Raw genomic sequence first — 24823 nt, 5'->3', positions numbered from 1 at the left:
GTCAGTAGACGACCACCGCGTCGGGCGCGAGCAGGCCCGAGGTCGCGTCCACCTGGACCAGCGCGATGCGGCGGGTCCCGTCGGCGGAGAAGAACGCGAAGCGCCCGTGCGAGACGTAGCCCTTGCCGCCCACGCCGATGCGGGTGAGCGGGATCGTCTCCTGGAGCGCCAGGAAGTCGTCGCCGAACAGCCGGAGCTCGGCGTCCGCGTCGGGATCCGCCGGCCAGTACGGCACGCCGGTCACCACCAGGATCTGGCCGGCCGCGGCCGAGTGGTCCGCCCACTTCACCTGTCCGGTGCCCTCCAGCGCGCCGGCGTAGGTCATGTCCGAGCCGGCGGTGGAGCCCTGGGTCGTGTTCGAGTGGAACGTGTTGCCGCACGCCGTCACGATGCGCAGCCCGTCCTCGGTGATCCAGAGATCGCCGCACATCGCGTAGTCGCCGTGGTACGGCGAGTCGTACAGGAACGAGGCCACCCCGCTCGCGATCGAGAACTTCCGGATGTCGGCGGGCGACACGAAGTTGTCGGCGCCGTAGAGCGCGGCACCGCCCGGGTGCAGCCTCGCCTTCGTGCCGTCGAACGGGCTCCAGCCGGTGCTCGGCGTGTCCACGCCGGTCGAGATCCGGATGCCGTGGATCTGGTCCCAGGTGGTCGGGAACACGTAGATCCAGCCGTTGCCCGCCAGCACCACGTCGGACGGGATCACGCTGGTGGTGAACGTGCCGAGCAGCGCCGGCGGCGCGTCGAGGCTCACGTACGAGACCAGGGCGTCGTGGCCGACCGCGGCGTAGCGGCCGTCCGGCGAGACGCTCACCGCGAGCGCCGCCTTCGGGAGCGCCACCGACGTCTCCGTCCCGCCGACGGGGTCGGCGACGTACAGCCTCGAGCCGCCCACCGCCACGATCCGGTCGAGCGCCCGCGAGTACTCCGCGTCCGCCACCGCGTGGCCGAGCATCCACACCTTCTCGTGGACGATGACCTGCACGGTGTCCGCCGCGGCGCTGGCGAGCTGGCCGTCGTGGACCGCGAGCGAGAACGCGTACACGCCCGCGAGGTCGTAGGTGACCGACGGGGCGCACGCGCCCGGGTCCGACAGGACCGCGCCGCTGCCCGCCGGCTTCGTCACCAGCGCCCAGGCGCAGGTGATCGGGTCCTGGTCCGGATCGCTCGAGGCGGCGGCGCTCAGGGCGAGCGTCGAGCCGGCGTTGGACTCGAGGTCCGGGCCGGCGTCCGCCACGGGCGCGTGGTTGCGCACGGTGACCGTCACGTCGTCCTGCGCCGCGAGCACGCCGTCGCTCACCGTGAGGCGGACCACGTAGCTGCCGTAGACGTCCGGCGTGAAGGAGGCCTGGGAGAGCCCGGCCCCGGTGAGCGCCGCGGTGCTGCCGGGCGGGCGCGCCGTCAGCGCCCACGCGTAGGTGATCGCGTCGCCGTCCGGATCCCAGCTGGCGCGCCCGTCGAGCGCGACCGCGATCCCCCGGCTCCCCTCCCGGTCGGCGCCCGCCGCCGCGGTCGGCGCCACGTTCTGGCTGGTGATGACCACGTCGTCCGAGACCGGCGCGTTCAGCCCGTCGGACACCTGGAGGCGCACCACGTAGCTGCCGGGCACGTCGGCGACGAACGACGCCCGCTGGGAGGTGGCGGACTGGAGCGTGGCGGCGCTGCCGACGGGCCGCGACACGAACGTCCACCCGTAGCTCAGCGGGAAGCCCTCCGGGTCGCGGCTGGCCGAGCCGTCGAGCTGGACGAGCGCGCCCTTCGCGACGGCGCGGTCGAAGCCGGCCTGCGCGATCGGGGGCGCGTTCCCCGGGATGACGGGCGGCGGGGGCCGATCGCTCCCGCCACCGCTGCAGGCGAGGAGGGTGCAGAGCGCGATGGCCGCGGGCACGTGGCGGCGGGCGGGGTGCATGGGTCCTCCGGGGAACGCGGAGCCGCGCGCGCCATCATGGCGCCGGCGGTCCACCTCCGACACGGACCGTGCATGCTAGGCGAACGCCGACCGTCCACCGTCCGCAAAACGCCAGCGGCCCGGGCCGCGGCTGCGCCCGCGCCGCACACGCACGCGGCGCCGCGCACACCCGACCACCGCGCCCGGGACCGGCGCTCAGGGCTTGATGAACGTCCCGCTGCGCAGCTCGTGGAGGGCCTGCTCGATCTCCTCCTCGGTGTTCATCACGAACGGCCCGTAGCGCGCGTACGGCTCGTTCAGCGGCTGCGCCGAGAGCAGCAGGAAGCGCGCCGGGGCCGCGCCGGCGTGCACGCGGACCACGTCGCCGTCCCGGAGGATGGCGAGCCGCGGGGCGCCCACCGCCTGCGCGGCGCGGCCGGCCTGCGCGCCGCCCACGGTTACCTCGCCCTCGAACACGTACAGGAGCGCGGTGTGGCCACGCGGCACCGGCTGCTCGAACGTCTTGCCCGCGGGCAGCGCGACGTCGAGGTAGGTCGGGCCGGCGAAGATGTCCTTCACGGCGCCGGCCACCCCGTCCACCTCCCCGGCGACCACCCGCACGCGCGCGCCGCCGGCCCGGGCCACCTCGGGGATGCGCGCCGCCGGCACGTCCTGGTAGCGCGGTCGGGTCATCTTCAGCTTCGCCGGCAGGTTCACCCAGATCTGGAAGCCGTCGAGCCGGCGCGGCCCGACCTTCGGCATCTCCTCGTGCAGGATGCCGCTGCCGGCGGTCATCCACTGCACGTCGCCGGCGCCGATCACGCCCGAGTTCCCGATGCTGTCGCGGTGCGCGACGCTGCCGTCGAGCATGTAGGTGATGGTCTCGATGCCGCGGTGCGGGTGCATGGGGAAGCCCGCGATGTAGTCGTTCGCGTTCTCCGAGCCGAAGTGGTCGAACAGGAAGAACGGATCCAGGTGGTCGAGCGTCCGGGTGGCGATGCTGCGCTTCAGGCGCACGCCGGCGCCGTCGCTGGCGGCGATGGGGGTGACGACGGTCTCGAGTCCGCGTTCGGTCATGGCGATCTCCTGCCCCGGGATGTGCCGTCCGGCCCGGTCCGGCGCAATGTCCGGGGGCGCACCGGATCGTTGCGCTGGGCGGAACGGCCGCGCCCGGGGGGCTCCGATCAGGGCCGGAGCGCGAAGCGCTCGAGCGTCATCACCGCGGACTGGAGCCCCTCGCAGAACGTCGGGTGCGCCATCTCCATGTCCACGAGCGCCCGCGCGCCCGCGCCTGCCTGCATCAGCGCGGCGACCACGTGCACGAGCTCCCCTCCCTCCGCGCCCACCACCGACGCACCCAGGATCCGGTCGTCGCGCGGGTCCACCAGCAGGCGCAGCACGCCGTCGGGCTCGTCCACCTCGACGGCGCGCGCCACGCTCGCGAACGGCAGCGTGGCGAGCTCGAACGCGACGCCGCGCGCCCGCGCCTCGCGCTCGGTGAGCCCGACGCCCCCGACCTGCGGATCGGTGAACACCACGTGCGGCACCAGCCGGTCGTCGCGGGTCCGGCGGCCGCGGCCGAGCAGGAGGTCGAACAGGATGCGGTGGTCGTCCCATGCGCTGTGGGTGAACTGGGCCCCGCCGGCCACGTCGCCCACCGCGTACACGCCCTCGGCGCTGGTGCGGTAGCGCGCGTCCACCTCCACGAACCCGCGGCGATCCAGGGCCACGCCGGCCGCGTCGCAGCCGAGGTCGTCGGTGTTCGGGCGGCGCCCGGTGGCGACGAGCAGGTGCGAGCCCTCCTCCACCGCGCCGCCCGCGAGCCGCACCCGCACCGCACCCGCGCCGCCCTCGACCGCCTCGGCCGCCGCGCCGAGCGCGAGCCGGATGCCCTCGCGCCGGAACACCTCCTCCAGCGCCGCGCTCACCGGCTCGTCCTCGCGGGCGAGCAGGTGCGGCGAGGGGCCGATCACCGTCACGCCGGCGCCGAGCCGCCGGAACAGCTGCGCGAGCTCGCAGCCGACGTAGCCGCCGCCGAGCACCACCAGGTGGGCCGGGAGCGCCCGCAGCGCGAGCGCGCCCGTGCTGGTGAGGAACGGGACCCGGTCCAGCCCCGGGATGGGCGGCACCGCCGGCCGGGCGCCCACGTTCACGATCACCACCGGCGCCGCGAGCCGCTCGCCCGCGACCTCCACCTCGCGCGGGGCCACGAAGCGCGCGGGACCGTGCACCAGCCGCAGCCGCGGCGCGGCGGCCTCCAGCCGCTGGCGCACGCCCTCGCGCCAGCGCGCCACCACCGCGTCCTTGCGGTCCATCACCGCCCCGAGGTCCACCTGCACCTCGCCGGCGCGGATCCCGAGCCGCCCGGCGGTCCTCGCCACGTGCGCGGCGCGCGCGCTCGCGATGAGCGTCTTCGTCGGCGTGCAGCCGGCGTTCACGCAGGTGCCGCCCAGGTCGCCGCGCTCGACCAGCGCCACCCGCCGCCCCGCGGCGGCGAGCCGCGCCGCGAGCGGCACGCCGGCCTGGCCGGAGCCGAGGACCAGCACGTCGAGATCCGTTGCCATGCGCCACCTCCGCGCCCGCGCGGGCGTCCCGCGGATCTGCCGCCGCCGGGGCGCCCGCGCCAGGCCGCTCCCAGGTGTCGCGCGCCCGAGAAGACGCCTCGCCCGGGCCGGGACGTTCCGCTACATAGAGGCGGATGGACCGGATCCTCTCGGCCTGGGTGCGGGACGCGCGGGCGCGCACGCTCGGGCTCGCGGCGTCGCTGCCGGCGGACGGCCTGCTCGGCCCGCGGCTCGCGATCGTCAACCCGCCGCTGTGGGAGCTCGGGCACGTGGCCTGGTTCCAGGAGCGCTGGGTGCTGCGCCACGCCGCGGGCCGGCCGCCGCTCCGGGCCGGCGCCGACGCGCTGTACGACTCCACCGCGATCCCGCACGACGTGCGCTGGGACCTGCCGCTCCCCTCGCTGGAGGAGACGATCGGGTACCTGGGCGAGGTCGAGGCGGGCGTGCTCGCGCTGCTCGAGCGCGGCGAGGCCGATCCCTACTTCGTGCGCCTCTCGGTCTTCCACGAGGACATGCACTGGGAGGCGATGGCGTTCTCGCGCCAGACGCTGGGCTGGCCGGCGCCGCCCGGGCTCCCGGCCGCCGCGGCCGGCGCCGGGCCCGAGGGCGACGCGGCGCTGCCGGGCGGGACGTTCCGGCTCGGCGCGGCGGCCGGCGACGGCTTCGTGTTCGACAACGAGAAGTGGGCGCACCCGGTGGAGCTCCGGCCGTTCCGGATCGCCCGCGCCCCGGTGACCGAGGCGCGCTTCGCCGAGTTCGTGGACGACGGCGGCTACCGCCGGCGCGCGCTGTGGAGCGCCGCCGGCTGGCGCTGGCGCGAGGCCGAAGGCGCCGAGCACCCGGCGTACTGGGAGCGCGCTGCGGACGGGTGGACGCGCCGCGAGTTCGACCGGCGCGTGCCGCTGGAGGCGGACCGGCCGGTCGCGAACGTGTGCGCCCACGAGGCGGACGCGTTCTGCCGCTGGGCCGGGCGGCGGCTGCCCACCGAGGCGGAGTGGGAGGCGGCCGCTGCCGCGGAGGGCGCCCCGCTCGGCGCCGCGCACCGGGTGTGGGAGTGGACCGCGAGCGACTTCCTCCCCTACCCCGGCTTCGTCGCCGATCCGTACCGGGAGTACTCGCAGCCCTGGTTCGGCACGCACCGGGTGCTCCGCGGCGGGAGCTTCGCCACGCCGGCGCGCCTGCTGCGCCCCACCTTCCGCAACTTCTACACGCCCGATCGCCGCGATCCCTGGGCCGGGTTCCGGACCTGCGCCGCGTGAGGATCGCGATCGCCACGCCGGCCGCCCGCGGCTCACACAAGGGCAACCGCGTCACCGCGCTCCGCTGGGCCGGCCACCTGCGCGCGCTCGGCCACCGCGTGGGCCTCGTGGACGCGTGGGCCGGCGAGCGGTGCGACCTGCTCGTGGCGCTGCACGCGACCAAGAGCCACGCCTCGGTGCTCCGCTGGCGCGAGGCCCGCCCCGGGGCGCCGCTGGTGGTGGGCATGGCCGGGACCGATCTGTACCAGGACCTGCCCGCGTCGCCCGAGGCGCGGCGCTCGCTCGCGCTCGCCACCCGCGTCACGGTGCTGCAGGCGCGCGGCGTCGAGGCGCTGCCGCCCGAGATCCGGCCCCGGGCCCGCGTGATCGAGCAGTCGGCGGTCGCGGCCCCGCCCACGCCGCCGCCGGACGGCGTGTTCCGCGCCTGCCTGCTCGCGCACGTGCGCGCGGTGAAGGACGCGTTCGTCGCCGCCGCGGCCGCGCGCCGCCTCCCCGCCCGCTCGCGCCTCCAGGTCGCGCACCTCGGCGCCGCGCTCGATCCGGACGCGGCCCCGGCCGCGCGGGCCGAGATGGCGGCGAACCCGAGGTACCTGTGGCTCGGCGAGCACCGGCGCCGCGAGGCGCTCTCGATCCTGGCCGGGAGCCAGGTGCTCGTCATCACCTCGCGCCTGGAGGGCGGCTCGAACGCGCTCTCCGAGGCGGTGGCCGCGGGCGTCCCGGTGCTCTCCACCCGCATCGACGGCACCGTCGGGCTCCTCGGCCCCGACCACCCCGGCTACTTCCCGGTGGGCGATCCTCAGGCCCTCGCCGGGCTCCTCCTCCGGGCGGAGGAGGACCCCGCGTTCCTGGTCGAGCTGCGTCGCTCGACGGCGCGCGCCCGCCCGCTCGTCGAGCCCGCGCGCGAGCGGGAGGCCTGGCGCCGCCTCCTCGCCGAGCTGTTCCCCGGCTGACGTCCCCTCGCGCGCCCGGCGCCCGGCCGCGGGGCCAGCGGCGCGATGCCACGGGCGGCGGATCACCGCTCCTCCGGACCCCCGGCGTGGTACACAGGCCGGGGCGGACCTGAGCGGAGGAGCGCGTGCGCTTCGCCTCGCTGATGGTGGCCGTGGCGCTGCTGGTGGCCTGCGGGGATCGCCGGCCGCCGCGGACGCGCCTGGTCCTCGCCTCCGTGCGGCAGCCCGCCACCGCCCTACCCCTCGTCGCCGCCGCCAGCGGCTGCTTCGCCGCCGAGGGGCTGGAGGTCGAGGAGCGGTCCTTCGACCTGGGGCGCGACGCGCTCGCGCTGCTCCGCGCCGGCGGCGCGGACGTGGCGGTCGCGTTCGAGACGCCGGTGCTCCAGGCCGCCCACGCCGACGGCCGGCTCCGCGCGCTCACCGCCCTGCACACCTCGACCCGCAACACGCGCCTGGTGGTGCGCGCCGCGAGCGGGATCCGCGGCTTCTCCGACCTGGGCGGGCGCCGGATCGGCCTCGCGCCCGGCACGAACGCCGACTTCTTCGCCGACCTGGCGCTCCGCCTGGGCGGCGTCCCGCGCGATCGGGTGGTGCTCGTGCCCGGCGCGCCGGCCGAGTCGGTCGAGGCGCTCGCCGCGGGCGCGCTCGACGCCGCGGTCCTCTCCGATCCGCCCGCGCAGGAGGCCGAGCGCCGCCTCGGACCCGGCGCGCAGGTGTTCCAGACCGACCTCTACGTCGAGGTCTCGCTCCTCGTCACCCGCGACGACGTGCTGGCCGCCCGGCCCGCGGCGCTGCGGGCGCTGCTGCGGGGCCTGGCGTGCGGCGAGCGGCGCGTCCGCGCCGACCGCGACGGGGCGCGGGCGCTGATCCGCGGCCGCTTCCCGGAGACCGGCGACGCCGCGCTCGCCGCCCAGCTGGAGCGGGTGCGCTGGGGGATCGGCCTCGACAACGTGCTCGTGGACGTCCTGCGCCGCGAGCGCGACGCGCTCACCGCCGCGGGCGCGCTGCGCGGCGACCCGCCCGACCTGCACCAGCTCGTCGCGCCCGCCCTGCTCGAGCAGGTGGCGCCCGAGGCGGTCATGCTGCTCCCCGGGGACGCGCGATGGTGACCGTCGGCCGGCGCCTGCTCGTGCCCACCACGCTGCTGGCCGCCGTGGCCTGCGCGGCGCTGGCCTACGCGGCGTGGTCGTCCGCGCAGCAGGCGCGCACGCTGGAGCGCGACGCCCGGGCGGTGCGGACCGCCATCTCGCTGGCGTTCGCGCTCGGCGACGCCACGCACGAGGAGGAGCGCTGGTTCCTGACGTTGCCGCGCTCGCCCGGCGGCGTGCAGGACACGCGCCTCGACGAGGCCGGCGCGCGCATCGCCGGGCTGATGCGCGAGATCGAGGCGCTCCCGCTGCCGGCGCGCGTCGCCGACGCGTGGCGCGAGTACGTGGAGGTCCGGGCCGCGCAGGACGCGCTCGGCGACGAGATCCGCCGGGCCGCGCCGGGCGGCGGGCCGGCGCTCGAGCGCGCCCTCGAGCGCTGGGGGCTGATGTCGTTCCGCAGCGAGGCCCTGCTGAAGGACGTGTCCGGCTACTACCTGCGCTTCCTCGACCGGATCGTGGTCGAGCTGCAGGCGCGCCGCGCCCGGGCCCTGTGGATCTCGGCGGCCGCGGTGGTGGTGGGCCTGCTCGCCGCCGCGGCGCTCTCGCTGCTGGCGGCGCGCGCGGTGGTGCGACCGCTCGAGGACATCGCCCGCACCGCCGAGCGGATCGCCGAGACCAGCCTCCCCGCCGAGGTGGCCGGGGCGGAGCGGCCCGACGAGATCGGGACCCTCTCCCGCGCCTTCAACCGGATGACCGGGCGGCTGGTCAGCGCCAACGCCCGCCTCACCGAGATCGACCGGCGCAAGGACGAGTTCCTGGGGATGCTCTCGCACGAGCTCCGCAACCCGCTCGCGCCCATCCGCAGCGCGCTGCACCTGCTCTCGCACCCCGCCGCCAGCCCGGCGCAGGGCCGGCGCGCCCTCCAGGTCATCGCCCGGCAGGTGGACCACCTCACCCGCATCGTGGACGACCTGCTCGACGTCACCCGCATCGCGCGAGGGAAGATCGAGCTGCGCCGGGAGCGCATCGACCTCTCCGAGGTGATCGCCCGCACTGCCGAGGACTACCGCGACCTGCTCGACGATCGCCGCATCGCGCTCGAGGTCGAGCTGTCCGCCGGCCCGCTCCGGGCGGACGCCGATCCCACCCGCGTGGCGCAGGTGGTCGGCAACCTGCTCAGCAACGCGGCCAAGTTCACGCCGCCCGGCGGCCGGGTCACCGTGCGCGCGGCGGCGCGCGAGGGGCGCGCGGTGATCCGGGTGATCGACACCGGCGTGGGCATGCCGCCGGAGCTGCTCGGGCGGATCTTCGAGCCGTTCGTCCAGGCGGATCGGTCGCTGGCGCGGAGCGCGGGTGGGCTCGGGCTGGGGCTGTCGCTGGTGAAGGGGATCGTGGAGCTGCACGGCGGGGCGGTGGAGGCCCGCAGCGCCGGGCCCGGCACCGGCAGCGAGCTGGTGGTCGAGCTGCCCCTGGCGGCCGGCGGCGCCGAGCCGCTGCTCGCGCCGCCGGCGGCGCCGGCCGGCGCGGCGGGGCCGCGGCGCGTGCTGGTGGTGGACGACAACGTGGACGCGGCCGAGACGCTCGCCGAGCTGCTCCGCCACGCCGGGCACGAGGTGGCCGTCGCGCACGACGGTCCGGGCGCGCTGGCGGCGGCGCGCGCCGGCGCGCCCGACGTGGTGCTCTGCGACATCGGCCTGCCGGGCATGAGCGGCTACGACGTGGCGCGGGCGCTCCGGCGGGAGCGCGGGCCGGGCCTGCTGCTGGTGGCGATCAGCGGCTACGCGCTGCCCGAGGACGTGCACGCGGCCCACGAGGCCGGCTTCGACCGGCACCTCGCGAAGCCGCCGAGGCCGGACGAGGTCGAGCGGGCCGTCGCGTCGCCGCCGGCCGGGATCCGCGCCGGCGCGGGCGGCTGACGGCGCACCGTCCGGGCGCCGGCGGGCCGCGCCCCGCGCGACCGGCGACGCGCCGGCGCGCGCCGTGCTAGACAGGCGGGCTCGGAGGATCTCGCATGCCGCTCGTCCGGATCGACACCACCCTTCGCCTCGGCCCCGAGCAGCGGCGCGCCGCCGGCGACGCCGTGCACCGCGCGCTGGTGGACACGTTCAAGGTCCCGCCCGACGATCGCTTCCAGGTGATCGCCGGCCACGGCGACGAGGGGCTGAGCATCGCCCCGAGCTACCTCGGCATCGACCACGGCGAGGACGTGGTGGTGGTGCAGATCACCGCCAACGCCGGGCGCACCGTGGACATGAAGCGCGCGCTCTTCCGGCGCATCGCCGACGACCTGCACGCGGCGGTCGGCGTGCGCCGCGAGGACGTCATCGTCAGCCTGGTCGAGGTGGCGAAGGAGAACTGGTCCTTCGGGAACGGCGAGGCGCAGTACGCGACCTGAGAGCACGTGAACCCATCCCCTCCCGTCGCCGCGGCGGCCGATCCGCGTCGCATCGCGTCGTTGCTCCTCCCTCACATGCCGACGGGCATGCTCGGTCGTCGCGCCTCGCGCTGCTCGCGTCTCGACCGCCTGGCTCGGTCCGGGGATGGATTCACGCGCCCTGAGGCGGCGCCGCGCGTCCGCTACGCTCCGCGGCGGAGCACCTCGCGCACCACCTCGACGAAGCGGACCACCAGCGGCGACGGCTCGCCCGGGCGGCGCAGCGCCACCAGGCGCGTGCGCGCCCGCGGCGCGGCGATGGGGCGGTAGTCCACCCCGCTCCGCCGCAGGTCCTTCACCGACGCCGGCACCAGGGTCACCCCGATCCCCGCCGCCACCAGCGCCATGGCGGTGGCGAGCTCGGGCGCGTCCTCGGCCACCCGGGGCTGGAAGCCGGCGTCGCGGCACAGCCCCAGCACGAAGTCGTACCAGCCCGGCCGGCGATCGCGCGGGAACAGGACGAACGGCTCTGGCGCCAGCGCCGCCAGGCGCAGCGCGCGGCGCGCCGAGAGCGGGTGCCCCGCCGGCAGCGCCACCACCACCGGCTCCTCCAGCACGGTCTCGGCCACCAGCGTCTCGTCCCCGAACGGCGTGCGCGCCAGCCCGAGGTCGAGCTGCCCGGCCCGGAGCGCGGCCACCTGCGCGCCGGTGCTCATCACCGCCACGCCGAGCGCCACGTCGGGGTGGCGGGCGCGGAACGTGCGGAACACGCGCGGCACGAGGCCGTAGGTGGCGGACGCCACCACGCCGACCGACAGGGCCCCGGTCTCGCCCCGCGCCGCCCGCCGGACGTCCTCCGCCGCCTGCGACGCGCGCTGCAGGACGGCGCGCGCGTGCCCGAGCAGCACCCGCCCCGGCTCGGTGAGCTCGACGCGGCGGCGGGCCCGCAGGAACAGCTCCACCCCGAGCTCGCGCTCGAGCTGGCGGATCTGCTGGCTGAGCGGCGGCTGCGCGATCCCGAGCCGCGCGGCGGCGCGGCCGAAGTGCAGCTCCTCCGCGACCGCCACGAAGTACCGCAGGTGCCGGAGCTCCATGCCATCGAGATCTAGGACGTCTCGACACGAGAGCAAAGATATATTGGACGTCTCGACGGTCCTTCCGCATGTTCCCGGGCCCATGCCCGAGGCCGCGCGCTCCGTCCCCATCCCCCGCCTCTCCCCCGCGGACCCGGCCCCGGCCGCGCCGGGGCCCGAGGCCGCGGCGGAGGTGGCCCGGCCGGCGGCGGGGCTGTTCGCGATCGGGCTGGCCGGGCTGTGCGCGTTCCTGGGCTTCTACGCGACCCAGCCGCTGCTCCCGCTGCTGGAGCGGGTGTTCGCCGTCTCCAAGGCCGGGGCGGCGCTCACCGTCAGCGCCCCGACCATCGCGGTGGCGCTGGCCTCGCCGTTCGCGGGGTGGGCCATCCGCCGCTGGGGCCACCGCGCGGTGATCGTCGGCTCGATGCTGTTCCTTCCCATCCCCACGCTGCTCGCCGCGGCGTCCCCGAGCGTCCCGGTGCTGGTGGGCTGGCGCTTCGTGCAGGGGCTGGCGCTCCCCGGCATCTACGCGGTGGGCGTGGCGTTCCTCGCCGAGGAGTGGCCGCCCGCCGCGCTCGGCAGCGCCATGTCCGCGCTCGTGACCGGCAGCGTGATCGGCGGCTACACCGGCCGCCTGCTCTCGGGGCTCGTCGCGGCGCGGTGGGGCTGGCGCGCCGCGTTCGTGGTGCTCGGGCTGGTCACCGCCGCCGCCGCCGTGGCCGCCGCGCGCCTGCTCCCGCGGGCCCGCCGGCCGCGCCCCGCGGGCCCGCCGCCGCGCGCCCGTCCCGGCGACCTGCTCCGCGCCCCGCGCCTGCTCGCGACGTTCGCGGTCGGCTTCAACGTGCTCTTCACGCAGGTGGCGGTGTTCACCTACGTCACCTTCCACCTGGCCTCGCCGCCCTACCGGCTCGGCACCGCCGCGCTCTCGTCGATCTTCACCGTGTACCTGATCGGCGCCGCGGTGACCCCGTTCGCGGGGCGCTGGATCGACCGGGTCGGCTCGCGGCGGGCGGTCACCCTGGCGCTCACGGTCGCGGCGGCGGGCGCGCTCGTCACGCTGGCGCCCTCGGTGACGCTGGTGGTGGCGGGCCTGACCGCGGTCTGCACCGCCGTGTTCGTGAGCCAGTCCGCCTCGACCGCGTTCCTGCGCACCGCCGCGCCGCCGCGCCTGCGGCCGTCCGCGTCCGGCCTGTACGTCTCGAGCTACTACCTGGGCGGCGCCGCCGGCGGCGTCGCGCCGGCGCTCGCCTGGCACGCCGGCGGCTGGGGCGCGTGCGTGGCCATGGTGGTGGCCGTCCAGCTCGGCACCGTCGCGCTCGCGCACCGCGCCTGGCGTCCCGCCGCCTGACGCGCTCAGCCGCGCGCCTCCGCCCCGGCGCCGGGCTCGCCCAGCGCGGCCACGATGGCGTCGCGGAAGCGCGCCACCGCCACCGGCTCGTACCGCCGGCTCGGCCAGACCACGCTCACCGGGCCGCCGCGCCGGACGTACTGCGGCAACACCCGCTCGATCGCGCCCTCGCGCAGGGGGGCGGCCACCATGCCGGTGGGCACCAGGGCGATCCCCGCGCCCGCGAGCAGCATGCCGCGCACGAACGCGAACTCGTCGGCGGCGGCGCGCCCGTGCACGGTCACCTGCTCCTCGCCGCGGCGGCCGGTGAGCCGCCACACGGCGGTCTCGGCGCCGGCGCGGTAGAGCAGGCAGTCGTGCCGGGCCAGGTCGGCGAGGCGCCGCGGCCGCCCGCGGGCGTCGAGGTAGGAGGGCGCGGCGAACAGCGCGAGGGCGCTGTCCGAGAGCTTCCGCGCGAGCAGCGAGGAGTCGGCGAGGACGCCGGCGCGGATGGCGAGGTCGAAGCCCTCCTTCACGAGGTCCACGTACCGCGCCGTGAGCGACACCTCCACCCGCACCTGCGGGTGCGCGCGCAGGAACGCGTCGGTCAGCCGCGCCAGGTCGGGCGCCAGGTCCACCGGCGCGGTCACCCGCACCGTACCCCGCGGCTCCGCGCCGAGCGCGGCCGCCTCCTCGCTCGCCTCGCGCAGCCCGGCCAGCGCGTCGCGGGTCCGCTCGTAGTAGGCGCGGCCCGCGTCGGTGAGGCTGAGGCGGCGGGTGGTCCGCTGCAGCAGGCGGATGCCCAGGTCGGCCTCGAGCGCCGCCACCGCGCGGCTCACCGACGACTTGCGGAGGCCCAGCGACGCCGCCGCGGCGGTGAAGCTGCCCGCCTCCACCACCTGCGCGAACACCGCGATCCGGTTCAGGTCCATCGTTGCTCCTCGCGCATCGGTCTTTCCCCGCTTCACTATCTAGTCCACTCTCCCGCAACGGCCTAGGCTGCGCACCATGACCCCCGTGACCGCCACCCCGACCGCCACCCCGACCGCCACCCCGACCGCCACCCCGACCGCCACCCCGACCGCCACCCCGACCGCCACCCCGACCGCCGCCGCGAACCCCCGCCGGCCCGAGCACCCCATCGACGCGCCGTTCCTCGCCCGCTGGTCGCCGCGGGCATTCACCGACGAGGCGATCCCGCGCGACACGCTGCTCGGCCTGCTCGAGGCCGCGCGCTGGGCGCCCTCGGCAATGAACGCGCAGCCCTGGCGCTTCGCCTGGGCGCGCCGGGGCACGCCCGCGTTCGACCGCTTCCTGTCCGCGCTCGCGCCCGCGAACCAGGCCTGGGCGCGCAACGCCGCGGCGCTGGTGGCGGTGGCGTCCCGCGAGGCCATGGCGCTGCCCGGCCGCCCGGGTCCGGTGCCGAACGCCAGCCACGCCTTCGACGCCGGCGCGGCGTGGGCGCAGCTCGCGCTCCAGGCGCAGCGCTGGGGCTGGGCCACCCACGCCATGGGCGGCTTCGACGCCTCCCGCGCCCGCGAGGCGCTGGCGCTGCCGGACGGCCTCGCGCTGCACGCGTTCGTGGCGGTGGGCCGCCGCGGCGACGCGGCCGCGCTCCCGGAGGCGCTGCGCGCGCGCGAGCGCCCCAGCGACCGGCTCCCGCTCTCCGCGCTCGCGTTCGAGGGCGGGTTCGAGGGCGCCGGCGCGTAAGCGGCCTTTGACGCGCGGCGATCGGGCGGCGTCTCGCGCACGATTTGCCGCGCGACCGATTGCCATGGGTCGGATCTCCGCGACGCCGGCGGTCATCTCCGACCCACTGCGACACCGCGCCGCGAAAAGCGCGCGCGCGTTGACGTACATCAAGATCTCGCTGGCCCCGACGGGACTATCAAGGCGATAGTCAAACCTATGGGTGCGGTCGAATGCGCGCCTCAAGGAGCCAGACGCAATGATCCGACGGACACTGCTGCTCGCGGCGCTCGGCCTCGCGGTCGTCGCCTGCGAGGGCGCGAAGGGCCCTGCCGGCGCCCCCGGGCGCGACGGCACGAACGGGCAGGACGGTCAGGACGGCAGCAACGGCACGTCCTGCACGGTCACCGACAACCACGACGGCACCCACACCATCACCTGCACCGACGGCACGTCGGTGACCGTGTCGAACGGCGCGACCGGCGGGAACGTCGCGATCAGCGACTTCCACGGCGCCGCGTTCATGAAGTCGAGCGGCGAGTACGCCACCGGCAAGTTCGACGTGAAGGTCGCCATCACCGGCGCGACCGCGGCGGCCGACGGCACCCTGACCGTGAACTTCACCGCCGCGACCCCCGGCGCCGGCGGGCAGCCGGTCCCGGGCATCGCGGCGATCACGGCCGACGTGGCGAAGCTCGTCCCCGGCACCGCCACCGAGCGCGCCTCGCGCTTCGTGCCGTACATCACGCGCATCGAGACCGCCACCGCCGGCGACTGGCCGAACCCGGCCGGCACCACCGCGGTCCAGGGCAACACCGAGGGCAACGGCGCGCTCACCGATCACGGTGACGGCAGCTACACCTACGTGTTCGCCACGAACCTCGCGGCCGCGACCACCGAGGGCGCGCCGGTCGGCTACCAGCGCAACCTGCTGCACCGCGTCTCGGTGATGATCGGCGGCCACGACGGGCCCACCGGCGAGGCCACCTTCGACTTCGTGCCGGACGGCTCCGCCATCACCACCACCCGCAACATCGTCCAGACCGCCGCGTGCAAGGCCTGCCACGGCGAGGAGTTCCACGGCCACGGCGGCAACCGCCTCTCGGTCGAGAACTGCGCCACCTGCCACGTGCCCGGCACCGCCGACGCGAACGGCGGCCAGAGCCTCGACCTCGCGGTGATGATCCACAAGATCCACGCGGGCGGCGAGCTGGCCAGCCTGCCCGGCGCGGACGGCAAGATCTGGGACGACCCGAGCACGGCGGCGGACGAGTCCGCCGACAACGGCGAGTACGCGATCTGGGGCTACCGGAACACGAAGCACGAGTGGTGGAAGGCCGAGTTCCCGGCCGTGCTCGCGAACTGCCAGAAGTGCCACACCGGAACCGGCGCGCAGGTGGACAACTGGAAGACGAACCCCACCCGCCAGGCCTGCGGCTCCTGCCACGACACGGTGGACTTCGCCACCGGCGCGAACCACGCCGGCGGCGCGCAGGCGGACGACTCCGGCTGCGCCACCTGCCACGGCGCCACCACCGGCTGGGCGCCCATCGTGCCCGCGCACGACTGGACCACCAAGGACCCGCGCAACGTCCCCGAGTTCGACGCGGAGCTGTCGCTGTCCGCCCCCGCGAACGGCAAGTACTACGTGGCCGGCGAGGCGCCGGTCGTCACGCTGGTCCTGAAGGACAAGGCCACCGGGACGCCCATCGATCACAACCTCGTCACCGGCGCGGCGCTCGGGTGCCTCCCCACCGGCTGCCCGGCCCCGACCAGCGCCACCACCTTCGCGAACACGGCGTTCTTCGTGAGCGGCCCGCGCGCCACGCGCAACCCGGTGCTCACCAGCACCGCGCGCGCCAAGATCGAGGTCGCCGCGCCCGCCTCCTGGGACCTGTCCGGCGGCGCCGCGCTGGCGCTCAAGGTGGACAACGGCCGCGACGTCACGATGTACAACCAGACGGGCGGTGACTTCGTCGCGTCCGGGACGATCTCGGTGACCGTGCCCGCGTCGGCGTTCGCGAACCCCGCCGCGGCGACGCCCGCGGAGCTGGCGGCCGGCCTGAACGCCATCCCGGCCTTCAGCCGCCGCGCCATCGCCTACGTCGAGGCCGGCCGGTTCGGGATCCGCAGCCGCAACCTGGGCCGCCTCTACGCGATCCAGCTCGATCCCAGCGCGGTGACGGCGGCGGTGTTCGCGGGCGACACGGCCCTGAAGCTGCCGGGCGGCTACTACCCGTCCAACACGCTCGCGTTCAACGCCGCGCCCGGCGCGGCGAACGACCGCAAGGTGACCCGCGCCGCCGGGTCGATCACCTACCAGCTCGATCCGGTGGACGACCTCACCCCCGGTACCTACGTCGCGAGCGTCGAGATCTCGCGGCTCGGGCGGGTGAGCGAGACCAACTACCGCACGCCGACGGTGGCGAAGGTCGCGTTCCAGGTGAAGACCGCGGCGGTGGAGAAGCCGATCGCGAGCAACTGCAACTCCTGCCACCAGAGCGCCGACGGCCGGGGCTTCGTCCTCGACTTCTCGCGCCACAACAAGATCTTCTCCGACGACGCCGTGGACCAGTGCGGCGCCTGCCACGACTACCAGCCCGGCTCCGCCACCGGCGCCTGGCTCGGCGGTCACCCGATCTCGAAGCGCGTCCACGCCGTGCACTTCGGGTCGAGCCTGTTCACCCCGCTCGCCACCGTCGCCTACTCCAACGGCGACCCGGTCGCGGGCCGGAACTGGGACATCACGTTCCCGCAGGACGTCCGGAACTGCCAGGCGTGCCACCCCGACGGCACGTCGAGCGGCACCTGGGCCGCGCGCCCGAACCGGCTCGCCTGCGGCGGCTGCCACGACGGCGACGCGGCCAAGGCGCACATGGCGCTGCAGACGCTCGACCCGACCCCGGCGAACCCGTGGAGCGGTGACGAGCAGGAGTCCTGCCAGGCCTGCCACTAGGCCCGGCGACCGCTGAACCCCGGGCCCGGCGGGGCGGCTTCGGCCGCCCGCCGGGCCCTTCCCTTCTCCGCGCCGGCGGCGGGCCGGCTAGAGCGCGTCCTCGCCGCGATCGCCGGTGCGGATGCGGACCGCGTCGTCCACCGGCGTGACGAAGATCTTCCCGTCGCCGATCCGGCCGGTCCGCACCCAGGCCTCGAGCTCGGCGACCAGGCGCGGCACGAGCGGGTCCGGGACGACCAGCTCGATCCGCAGCTTCGGGACCAGCTCGACGGTGTACTCGGCGCCGCGGTAGAGCTCGACGTGCCCGCGCTGCCGCCCGAAGCCTCGCGCCTCGGAGACCGTCATCCCCGAGATCCAGGGGTGGGCCAGCGCGGCGCGCACCTGCTCGACGCGCGACGGCCGGATGATCGCCTCGATCCGCTTCATGGACACCTCCGCGCGAGCGCAGGTGCAATCACCGTGCGTGCACTGCGCGCGCTGCGGGCCGCGCCCGCGCGCCCGGACCGCCTCGCCGGGCCGCTTCCCCGTGCACCGGGCTGCTCGCCCTCGCGGCAGCAGCCCCGGCCGGAGGGCGCGATCGCGCCGGAAACCGCCCGGAACCGGCGTCGCCGGTGTTCCGGTACGCGCGCTGCAGAGGCGCCTCCCGTCCCATCCAACGCGACCGCGTGCGGCCGCCCACAGCACGGGAGAACTCCGCCGATGAAGCAGCTCCGAGCCTTGCTCCTCCTCGCAGCGCTGGCCGCCCCGGCCGCGCTGCTCCTCCACGCCCCGGCCGCGCGCGCCGACGACGCCGCCGTGGCGGCGCCGGTCGCGTTCACGCAGGGCATGGCCGACGCCATCGCCGCCCAGAAGGTCGGGCTCGACACGATCTGGGTGATGATCGCGGCGTTCCTGGTGTTCTTCATGAACCTCGGCTTCGCGCTGGTCGAGTCCGGCTTCTGCCGCGCGAAGAACACCGTGAACATCCTGTTCAAGAACTTCGTGGTGTTCGCGATCTCGTCGCTCGCGTTCCTGGTGATCGGGTACGGCCTGATGTTCGGGGACGGCAACCCGTTCTTCGGCACGAGCGGGCTCCTGTTCGCGTCCGGCGCGGACAACAGCCCCGCGATCGGCGACGCGTACCAGGGCGTCTACCACGCGCTCAACTGGACCGGCGTGCCGCTGTGGGCGAAGTTCTTCTTCCAGCTCGTGTTCGCCGGCACCGCCGCCACCATCGTGTCCGGCGCGGTCGCCGAGCGGATCAAGTTCAAGTCCTTCATCGTGTTCACGCTGTTCCTGGTCGGCGTGGTCTACCCGGTGGGCGGCCACATGATCTGGGGCGGCGGCTGGCTCGCCAGCAAGGGCTTCCTCGACTTCGCCGGCTCGACGGTGGTGCACTCCATCGGCGGCTGGGCCGCGCTCGCCGGCATCCTCGTGCTCGGGCCACGCCTCGGGAAGTACGGCCCGGGCAAGCAGATCAACGTCATCCCCGGCCACAACATGACCAGCGCGGCCATCGGCGTCTTCGTGCTGTGGTTCGGCTGGTTCGGCTTCAACCCCGGCTCGACCATGGCGGCGGACGGCGCGTCCATCGCGCACATCGCCACCACCACCAACGTGGCCGCCGCGGCCGGCACCGTGTCCTCCATGCTCGCGGCCTGGATCTTCCTGAAGAAGCCGGACTTCGGGATCACGCTGAACGGCTGCCTGGCGGGCCTGGTCGCCATCACGGCCGGCTGCGCGTTCGTGAGCGTGCTGAGCTCGCTCGTGATCGGCCTGGTCGCCGGCGTGCTGGTGGTCGCGGCGGTGGTGTTCTTCGACCGGATCCGCGTGGACGACCCCGTCGGCGCGACCGCGGTGCACCTCGCGAACGGCGTCTTCGGCACGATCGCGCTCGGCCTGTTCGCGGATCCCACCGTGGCGCCGTGCGCGGCGGTCGCGAAGCCCGGCCTGTTCCTGGGCGGCGGCATGGCGCAGCTCGGCCCGCAGCTCCTCGGCGTGGCCGTGGTGGCGGCGGCCGTGTTCACCCTGTCGCTGGCGGCCTGGTACGTGACGAAGCTCGTGTCCGGCGGGATCCGCGTGACGGCCGAGGAGGAGCTGGAGGGCCTGGACGTCGGCGAGCACGGCAACTCCGCCTACCCGGAGTTCCAGATCCGCTCGGGCGGCGCGTTCGGCGGCACGGCGCCTCACGACGGCGCGCCGGTCGCGGTCGCGGCGGTCGGCAAGACGAACCCGGCCTACTGACCCGAGGCGGGGGGGGGAGACGCGAGGCGGGGCCCGTCGCACGGCGGGTCCCGCCTCCGCGCGCCGGGCGTCGCCGCGCTACCGCGGCGGCAGCGCGGCGCGAAGCGTCCGGGCGCGCGGCGAGAGCGCCTCCTCCGGCTCCGCGTCCACCGCGGCGCGGGCCTCGGCGTCGAGCGGTGCGCCACGCCCCGCGGCCTCCAGCCACAGCTCCACCGCGCGCCGGCGCCACCCCGCCTCCAGCGGATCGGCCTGCTCCCGCGCGATCTCCGCGCGCTCCAGGCACAGCCGCGCGAGGACCAGCAGCCGCTCCGGCTCCGCCACCAGCGCGGCCGCGGTGGCCGACTCCACCGAGGCGACCATCCGCAGGTCGATGCCGACGAGGCCGGTGGCGGTGGACTCGAGCTGCTGCACCGCCTGCTCGTGCGCGCCGGCCCGGCGGAGCTTCAGCACCCCGGCGAGCGCCCAGCCGAGCTGCTCCAGCATGCGCTGGATGAAGTCGCGGCGGAGCGTCATGTCCCCTCCCGGCCCGCCACCTCGCGGGCCTCGCCCTGCCCCGCCGGCGGCGGCGGCGCGCCGCCGGGGCCCGCCCACCGCGCCGGCCGCGCCTCCAGCCCCTGCACCAGCCGCTCGGCCCCGAGCGACGCCGCCCAGGCGCCGAGCCGCTCGCGCGAGAGGCCGGGCCAGCGCAGCGCCTCGAGCCCCTCGGCCAGCGGCGCGTCGGTGACCAGCGTCGCGAGCCGCCGGTACAGCAGCGCCGCCTCGCGCCCCTCCTCCAGCGCCCGGGCCAGCTTCGCCGCGCCGCGCACGCCCGCCGGCCAGCGCGCCGGGTCGGCCGGGACGTCCTCCAGGTGCCCGTACACGGCGAGCAGCGCCGACGCGGTGCGCTCGCCGAAGCCGGGCAGCCCCGGGATCCCGTCCGCGGTGTCCCCCACCAGCGCCAGCCAGTCGGGGACGCTCTCCGGCTGGATGCCCCGGCGCGCGAGCAGCGCCGCCTCGTCGGTCTCGCGCCCGCGCATGCGATCCACCTGGACCACCCGCCGCCCGCGGAGGCACTGACCGAGGTCCTTGTCCGGCGTGAGGATCCGCACCTGCTCCACCTCGTCGCGGAAGCGGGCCGCCGCGGTGGCGAGCGCGTCGTCGGCCTCCAGCGCGTCCATCGACCACACCACCAGCCCGAGCGCCCGGGCGGCCTCCTCGGCGGCCTCGAGCTGCGCGAGCAGCTCGGGCTCGACGCCCTCCTCGCTCTTGTAGCCGGCCCACAGGTCGTTGCGGAACGAGCGGATGGGCCGGTCGAACGCCACCGCCACGTGCGTGACCGCCTCGCCCGCCTCGTGCAGCAGCGCCAGGAGCGAGGCGGCCATCCCGAGCGTCGCCTTCACCTCGCGGCCGTCGGGCGCCCGGTGGCCCGGCCGCCCCGAGAAGTGCGCGCGGAACAGCTCGTAGGTGCCGTCCACCAGGTGGAGCCTCATGCCGCGAAGTATACGCTCCGCGAACCCGCGCCCGGGGCGTGCGCGCGCCGCCGCGCCCCCGAGGGCACGCCGCACCCCGCGCGTGCGCCCCCGATGCGCGGTGGCCTCCCGGACCGTCTGGGTCCAGCCTGTCGGGACGCGCCGAGGACGGCGCCAGGAGACGACACATGGACTTCGAGCAGGAGGTCGCGGCCCTGCGCCGCTGGTTCGAGAGCCCACGGTTCGCGGGCATCCGGCGCATCCACACCGCGCGCGAGGTGGTGGAGCAGCGCGGCACGATCCGCCAGGACTACCCGGTGGCGCGGGAGGCCGCCGAGGCGTTCCACGCGCGCCTGCGCGAGCTGTTCCAGCAGCGGCGCTGCATCACCACCTTCGGCCCCTACTCGCCCGGCCAGGCCGTGGCGATGAAGAGGATGGGCATCGAGGCCATCTACCTGGGCGGCTGGGCCACCTCGGCGAAGGGCTCGGTGCAGGAGGACCCCGGCCCCGACCTCGCCAGCTACCCGCTCAGCCAGGTGCCCGACGAGGCGGCGCCCATCGTGCGCGCGCTGCTCACGGCGGACCGGAACCAGCACCACGCCCGCTCGCGCATGACCGAGGAGCAGCGGCGCGCCACCCCGGCGGTGGACTTCCGGCCGTTCATCATCGCCGACGCCGACACCGGCCACGGCGGCGACGCGCAGGTGCGCAACCTCGTCCGCCGCTTCGTCGAGGTCGGCGTGCCCGGCTACCACATCGAGGACCAGAAGCCGGGCGTGAAGAAGTGCGGGCACCAGGGCGGCAAGGTGCTCGTCGCCGAGGACGAGCAGCTGAAGCGCCTCTCCGCGGCGCGGTTCCAGCTCGACCTCATGGGCGTGCCCGGGATCGTGGTGGCGCGCACCGACGCGGAGTCGGCCACGCTGCTCGACGGCCGCGGCGACGAGCGCGACCAGCCGTTCATCCTGGGCGCGAGCAACCTCGCCGTCCCGGCGTTCCGCGCGGCGTTCCTGGCGATCCTGCGCCGGTTCCGTCGCGCCGGCGTGGAGGAGTTGTCCGGCCACGAGCTGTACGCCGTGTGCGACGAGGAGTACGCGGCCGCCGACGCGTGGTTGGAGCGGACCGGCTTCGACAAGGCCATCGCGGCCGCCGCCGCCGAGCACCAGCGCGGCGCGCTCGCGGTGGACGCCGCGCTCGACCGGGTGTTCGACCGGTTCGTGGACGCCTGGCAGCAGGAGGCCGGCGTCTGCACCTACGCCGAGGCGGTGGCGCAGGCGATCGCGTTCCGCGAGCACGAGGGCGAGCACCCGACCATGCGCCGGGACGAGTGGATGGCGTTCGCCGCCCGGGCGCCGTTCTACCGGGCGCGCGAGAAGGCGCGCGCCATGGGGATCGAGACGCCCTGGGACTGCGAGCACGCCAAGACGCCGGACGGCTACTACCAGGTGCGCGGCGGCATCGACTACGCCATCCAGAAGTCGCTCGCGGCGGCGCCGTTCGCCGACCTGCTCTGGATGGAGACCAAGACGGCCGACCTCGCCGACGCGCGGCGCTTCGCCGACGCCATCCACGCGGTCCACCCGGACAAGATGCTCGCCTACAACCTGTCCCCGTCGTTCAACTGGGACACGACCGGCATGGACGACGAGCAGATGCGCCGCTTCCCCGAGGAGCTCGGCAAGCTCGGGTACGTGTTCGACTTCATCACCTACGGCGGCCACCAGATCGACGGGCTGGCGGCGGAGGAGTTCGCGACGGCCCTGCGCGAGGACGGCATGCTGGCGCTGGCGCGGCTGCAGCGGAAGTTCCGCCTGCTCGAGTCCGGCTACCGGACGCCGCAGACGCTGGTGGGCGGGCCGCGCCTCGACGCGGCGCTCATGGCCGTCTCCGGCCGGACCGCCACCACCAAGGCCATGGGCCAGGGCTCCACCCAGCACCAGCACCTGGTGCAGACCGAGGTGCCGCCGCGGCTGCTGGAGGACTGGCTCGACCTGTGGCGCGAGCGGCACGGGGTCCAGGGCAAGCTGCGCGCGGCGCTCCGGCCGGTCACCGCCGGCTCCGACCTGCTCGAGCTGGTGGTCACGTCGGCCGACGGCGAGCGGAAGCTCGACGTCACCTTCGCGAGCATCACCGACCGGCGCGGGCGCAGCATCCTGTCGGTCCGCGACCAGAACACGCACGACCTGGCGCTGCGGCGCAAGCGGCTCATGACCCTCGCGCAGCTGTTCCTGTTCCACCGCTACCGCGTGGACTCGGCGCACTACGTCACGCCCACCGAGGACAACCAGCGGCAGGCGGAGGGCATGAAGGCGCTCGGCCTGTTCCGCTCGGTGGCGCAGGAGGTCGGCGAGATCATCGTCGCCGACGTGGACCGGGCCCGGGTGAAGGCGCTCGCCGCGCGGGATCACGTGGCGCTGAAGGCGCTCCTCGGCGCCTGACGCCCGCCCCTGCGCGGGGCGCCCCGACCGGCGCGTTGCGGCCGTGGGTCACGTCCACCATGCGTGAGCCTCGCTTCCCCGAGGCCCGCATGCCGCTCGTGACCTTCACCGCGACGCTCCGGCGCCACCTCGACGCGCCGCCGATCGAGGTGCCGGGCGGGACGGTGCGCGAGGCGCTCGAGGCGGCGTTCCGCGGCAACCCGCGCCTGCGCGGCTACGTGCTCGACGACCAGGGCCGCCTGCGCAAGCACGTGGCCGTGTTCGTGGACGGCGCGCTGGTGATCGACCGCGACGGCCTTGCCGACCCGGTGCGCCCCGGGAGCGGCATCCACGTCATGCAGGCGCTCTCGGGAGGGTGAGGCATGGGCACGAGCGATCGGCTGAGCGTCGCCACGCGCAAGGGGCTGTTCCTGCTGGAGCGGGGCGCGCGCGGCTGGCAGATCGAGCGCTGCGCGTTCCTCGGGGATCCCGTCAGCCTGGTGCTCGACGATCCGCGCGACGGGACGCTCTACGCCGCGCTGGCGCTCGGCCACTTCGGCGTGAAGCTGCACCGCTCCGACGACCGCGGCCGGACCTGGACCGAGCTCCCCGCCCCCGCGTTCCCGCCAGAGCCCGGGGCGGCGAGCGAGGCGCCCAGCGTGCAGCAGATCTGGGCGCTCGAGCCCGCCGGCCCGGACCGGCCCGGCGCCCTGTGGGCGGGGACCATCCCTGCGGCGCTGTTCCGCTCCGGCGACCGCGGCGCGTCCTGGAGCCTGGTCCGCGGCCTGTCCGACCGCCCCGAGCGCAAGGACTGGGGCGGCGGCGGCTACGACCAGCCCGGCCTGCACTCGATCGCGGTGGATCCGCGCGACCCGCGGCGGCTCCTGTGCGCGATCTCCACCGGCGGCGTGTGGGGCACCGCCGACGACGGCGAGACCTGGGCGCTGCGCGCCACCGGCATGTACGCGGAGTACATGCCGCCCGAGCGCCGCGAGGATCCCAACGCGCAGGACGTCCACCGCCTGGTCCAGGCGCCCACCGCGCCGGAGCGCCTGTACGCGCAGCACCACAACGGCGTGTTCCGCAGCGCCGACGGCGGCGAGCGGTGGACCGAGATCACCGCCATCCGGCCCTCCAAGTTCGGCTTCGCGGTGGCGGTGCACCCGCGCGATCCCCGCACCGCCTGGTTCGTGCCGGCGGTGAAGGACGAGCGGCGCGTGCCGGTGGACGGGAAGCTGGTGGTGGCGCGCACGCGCGACGGCGGCGACACGTTCGAGGTGCTGCGCGAGGGCCTCCCGCAGGAGCACGCGTACGACCTCGTGTACCGCCACGGGCTGGCGGTGGACGCGGGCGGCGACCGGCTGGCGATGGGCTCGACCACCGGCGGGCTGTGGATCTCCGAGGACGGCGGCGATCGCTGGGTGCAGCACCCCGCGAGGCTGCCGCCGGTGTATCAGGTCACCTTCGGGCAGGTCGCCTCCGGGCAGGCCTCCCGGTAGGGCGCGCCCCCCCGGCGGCGGGGCCGGCCGGACAGGCGCCGGGCAGCCGGGCGCCCGCGCTCCCGCCGCGC

Annotated in this window: 20 protein-coding genes; 12 read left to right on the top strand and 8 right to left on the bottom strand. The window is 76.0% G+C overall.

Annotated elements, in window-relative coordinates:
- Position 1: 1 nt before the first annotated feature.
- The 3 genes from ANAEK_RS08375 to ANAEK_RS08365 form a co-directional block, all read right to left on the bottom strand.
- On the bottom strand, positions 2–1909 hold the full coding sequence (locus ANAEK_RS08375) for a PKD domain-containing protein (protein WP_012525717.1): 1908 nt from the start codon (positions 1907–1909) through the stop codon (positions 2–4).
- Positions 1910–2104: 195 nt separating this feature from the next.
- Positions 2105–2965, bottom strand: a complete 861-nt coding sequence (locus tag ANAEK_RS08370; protein ID WP_012525716.1) for a pirin family protein — start codon at positions 2963–2965, stop codon at positions 2105–2107.
- Positions 2966–3072: 107 nt separating this feature from the next.
- Complete coding sequence (locus ANAEK_RS08365) at positions 3073–4452, bottom strand: FAD-dependent oxidoreductase (protein WP_012525715.1); 1380 nt, start codon at positions 4450–4452, stop codon at positions 3073–3075.
- A gap of 134 nt (positions 4453–4586) precedes the next feature.
- Here ANAEK_RS08365 and senA point away from each other — a divergent pair, with 134 nt between their 5' ends.
- The 5 genes from senA (at position 4587) to ANAEK_RS08340 (ending at position 10144) form a co-directional block, all read left to right on the top strand.
- Positions 4587–5711, top strand: coding sequence for a selenoneine synthase SenA (gene senA / locus ANAEK_RS08360; RefSeq protein WP_012525714.1), 1125 nt, complete (start codon positions 4587–4589; stop codon positions 5709–5711).
- Positions 5708–6661 (top strand): selenoneine biosynthesis selenosugar synthase SenB, encoded by a 954-nt coding sequence (gene senB / locus ANAEK_RS08355; RefSeq protein ID WP_012525713.1) that lies wholly within the window; start codon positions 5708–5710, stop codon positions 6659–6661. Before senA ends, senB begins: the two co-directional genes overlap by 4 nt.
- Positions 6662–6786: 125 nt before the next feature.
- Positions 6787–7770 (top strand): ABC transporter substrate-binding protein, encoded by a 984-nt coding sequence (locus tag ANAEK_RS08350; RefSeq protein ID WP_012525712.1) that lies wholly within the window; start codon positions 6787–6789, stop codon positions 7768–7770.
- The gene (locus ANAEK_RS08345; protein WP_012525711.1) at positions 7764–9665 is read left to right on the top strand and encodes a hybrid sensor histidine kinase/response regulator; all 1902 of its coding nucleotides are present in this window, start codon (positions 7764–7766) and stop codon (positions 9663–9665) included. Before ANAEK_RS08350 ends, ANAEK_RS08345 begins: the two co-directional genes overlap by 7 nt.
- A gap of 95 nt (positions 9666–9760) precedes the next feature.
- Positions 9761–10144: a tautomerase family protein gene (locus ANAEK_RS08340; RefSeq protein WP_012525710.1), complete on the top strand. Its 384-nt coding sequence runs from the start codon at positions 9761–9763 to the stop codon at positions 10142–10144.
- Between the two features lie 182 nt (positions 10145–10326).
- On the opposite strand, the gene ANAEK_RS08335 is transcribed toward ANAEK_RS08340, so the two are convergent.
- Complete coding sequence (locus tag ANAEK_RS08335) at positions 10327–11217, bottom strand: LysR substrate-binding domain-containing protein (protein ID WP_012525709.1); 891 nt, start codon at positions 11215–11217, stop codon at positions 10327–10329.
- 82 nt (positions 11218–11299) lie between these two features.
- On the opposite strand from ANAEK_RS08335, the gene ANAEK_RS08330 reads away from it, so the two are divergent.
- Positions 11300–12544 (top strand): MFS transporter, encoded by a 1245-nt coding sequence (locus ANAEK_RS08330; protein ID WP_012525708.1) that lies wholly within the window; start codon positions 11300–11302, stop codon positions 12542–12544.
- A gap of 5 nt (positions 12545–12549) precedes the next feature.
- Here the strand turns inward: ANAEK_RS08330 and ANAEK_RS08325 are convergent, their stop codons facing one another.
- Positions 12550–13455 (bottom strand): LysR family transcriptional regulator, encoded by a 906-nt coding sequence (locus ANAEK_RS08325; protein WP_012525707.1) that lies wholly within the window; start codon positions 13453–13455, stop codon positions 12550–12552.
- A gap of 76 nt (positions 13456–13531) precedes the next feature.
- Between ANAEK_RS08325 and ANAEK_RS08320 the strand changes: the two genes are divergently transcribed.
- Together ANAEK_RS08320 and ANAEK_RS08315 are read left to right on the top strand one after the other, a co-directional pair.
- Positions 13532–14233, top strand: a complete 702-nt coding sequence (locus ANAEK_RS08320) for a nitroreductase family protein (RefSeq protein WP_012525706.1) — start codon at positions 13532–13534, stop codon at positions 14231–14233.
- A 238-nt stretch (positions 14234–14471) separates the two neighbouring features.
- The gene (locus tag ANAEK_RS08315) at positions 14472–17168 is read left to right on the top strand and encodes an OmcA/MtrC family decaheme c-type cytochrome (protein ID WP_012525705.1); all 2697 of its coding nucleotides are present in this window, start codon (positions 14472–14474) and stop codon (positions 17166–17168) included.
- An 87-nt stretch (positions 17169–17255) separates the two neighbouring features.
- Here the strand turns inward: ANAEK_RS08315 and ANAEK_RS08310 are convergent, their stop codons facing one another.
- The gene (locus ANAEK_RS08310) at positions 17256–17594 is read right to left on the bottom strand and encodes a P-II family nitrogen regulator (RefSeq protein WP_012525704.1); all 339 of its coding nucleotides are present in this window, start codon (positions 17592–17594) and stop codon (positions 17256–17258) included.
- Positions 17595–17867: 273 nt separating this feature from the next.
- Between ANAEK_RS08310 and ANAEK_RS08305 the strand changes: the two genes are divergently transcribed.
- The gene (locus tag ANAEK_RS08305) at positions 17868–19391 is read left to right on the top strand and encodes an ammonium transporter (RefSeq protein WP_012525703.1); all 1524 of its coding nucleotides are present in this window, start codon (positions 17868–17870) and stop codon (positions 19389–19391) included.
- Between the two features lie 78 nt (positions 19392–19469).
- Here the strand turns inward: ANAEK_RS08305 and ANAEK_RS08300 are convergent, their stop codons facing one another.
- Together ANAEK_RS08300 and ANAEK_RS08295 are read right to left on the bottom strand one after the other, a co-directional pair.
- On the bottom strand, positions 19470–19904 hold the full coding sequence (locus tag ANAEK_RS08300; RefSeq protein ID WP_012525702.1) for a hypothetical protein: 435 nt from the start codon (positions 19902–19904) through the stop codon (positions 19470–19472).
- Positions 19901–20860: a 5'-3' exonuclease H3TH domain-containing protein gene (locus tag ANAEK_RS08295; protein ID WP_012525701.1), complete on the bottom strand. Its 960-nt coding sequence runs from the start codon at positions 20858–20860 to the stop codon at positions 19901–19903. Before ANAEK_RS08295 ends, ANAEK_RS08300 begins: the two co-directional genes overlap by 4 nt.
- A gap of 167 nt (positions 20861–21027) precedes the next feature.
- Here ANAEK_RS08295 and aceA point away from each other — a divergent pair, with 167 nt between their 5' ends.
- Genes aceA through ANAEK_RS08280 form a run of 3 tightly spaced genes read left to right on the top strand, consistent with a single transcriptional unit; the run spans position 21028 to position 24752 of the window.
- Positions 21028–23274, top strand: coding sequence for an isocitrate lyase ICL2 (gene aceA / locus ANAEK_RS08290; RefSeq protein ID WP_012525700.1), 2247 nt, complete (start codon positions 21028–21030; stop codon positions 23272–23274).
- A gap of 59 nt (positions 23275–23333) precedes the next feature.
- Positions 23334–23633 (top strand): MoaD/ThiS family protein, encoded by a 300-nt coding sequence (locus ANAEK_RS08285; protein WP_232288404.1) that lies wholly within the window; start codon positions 23334–23336, stop codon positions 23631–23633.
- A gap of 3 nt (positions 23634–23636) precedes the next feature.
- Complete coding sequence (locus tag ANAEK_RS08280) at positions 23637–24752, top strand: sialidase family protein (RefSeq protein ID WP_012525698.1); 1116 nt, start codon at positions 23637–23639, stop codon at positions 24750–24752.
- The last annotated feature ends 71 nt before the right edge of the window (positions 24753–24823 follow it).

Origin of the sequence: Anaeromyxobacter sp. K, from assembly GCF_000020805.1 — a bacterium.
GTDB lineage: Bacteria > Myxococcota > Myxococcia > Myxococcales > Anaeromyxobacteraceae > Anaeromyxobacter > Anaeromyxobacter dehalogenans.
The sequence above is the reverse complement of the archived record's forward strand: the minus strand, read 5'-3'. Positions and strand labels throughout refer to the sequence as shown.

Bases quoted from the DNA above. Each gene is read 5' to 3' on its own strand.
- ANAEK_RS08345 (WP_012525711.1), top strand. From the start codon at position 7,764: ATGGTGACCGTCGGCCGGCGCCTGCTCGTGCCCACCACGCTGCTGGCC.
- ANAEK_RS08320 (WP_012525706.1), top strand. From the start codon at position 13,532: ATGACCCCCGTGACCGCCACCCCGACCGCCACCCCGACCGCCACCCCG.
- ANAEK_RS08310 (WP_012525704.1), bottom strand. From the start codon at position 17,594: ATGAAGCGGATCGAGGCGATCATCCGGCCGTCGCGCGTCGAGCAGGTG.
- ANAEK_RS08375 (WP_012525717.1), bottom strand. From the start codon at position 1,909: ATGCACCCCGCCCGCCGCCACGTGCCCGCGGCCATCGCGCTCTGCACC.
- ANAEK_RS08330 (WP_012525708.1), top strand. From the start codon at position 11,300: ATGCCCGAGGCCGCGCGCTCCGTCCCCATCCCCCGCCTCTCCCCCGCG.
- ANAEK_RS08335 (WP_012525709.1), bottom strand. From the start codon at position 11,217: ATGGAGCTCCGGCACCTGCGGTACTTCGTGGCGGTCGCGGAGGAGCTG.
- ANAEK_RS08340 (WP_012525710.1), top strand. From the start codon at position 9,761: ATGCCGCTCGTCCGGATCGACACCACCCTTCGCCTCGGCCCCGAGCAG.
- aceA (WP_012525700.1), top strand. From the start codon at position 21,028: ATGGACTTCGAGCAGGAGGTCGCGGCCCTGCGCCGCTGGTTCGAGAGC.
- ANAEK_RS08365 (WP_012525715.1), bottom strand. From the start codon at position 4,452: ATGGCAACGGATCTCGACGTGCTGGTCCTCGGCTCCGGCCAGGCCGGC.
- ANAEK_RS08280 (WP_012525698.1), top strand. From the start codon at position 23,637: ATGGGCACGAGCGATCGGCTGAGCGTCGCCACGCGCAAGGGGCTGTTC.
- ANAEK_RS08295 (WP_012525701.1), bottom strand. From the start codon at position 20,860: ATGAGGCTCCACCTGGTGGACGGCACCTACGAGCTGTTCCGCGCGCAC.
- ANAEK_RS08305 (WP_012525703.1), top strand. From the start codon at position 17,868: ATGAAGCAGCTCCGAGCCTTGCTCCTCCTCGCAGCGCTGGCCGCCCCG.
- ANAEK_RS08325 (WP_012525707.1), bottom strand. From the start codon at position 13,455: ATGGACCTGAACCGGATCGCGGTGTTCGCGCAGGTGGTGGAGGCGGGC.
- senA (WP_012525714.1), top strand. From the start codon at position 4,587: ATGGACCGGATCCTCTCGGCCTGGGTGCGGGACGCGCGGGCGCGCACG.
- ANAEK_RS08315 (WP_012525705.1), top strand. From the start codon at position 14,472: ATGATCCGACGGACACTGCTGCTCGCGGCGCTCGGCCTCGCGGTCGTC.
- ANAEK_RS08370 (WP_012525716.1), bottom strand. From the start codon at position 2,965: ATGACCGAACGCGGACTCGAGACCGTCGTCACCCCCATCGCCGCCAGC.
- ANAEK_RS08300 (WP_012525702.1), bottom strand. From the start codon at position 19,904: ATGACGCTCCGCCGCGACTTCATCCAGCGCATGCTGGAGCAGCTCGGC.
- ANAEK_RS08285 (WP_232288404.1), top strand. From the start codon at position 23,334: ATGCGTGAGCCTCGCTTCCCCGAGGCCCGCATGCCGCTCGTGACCTTC.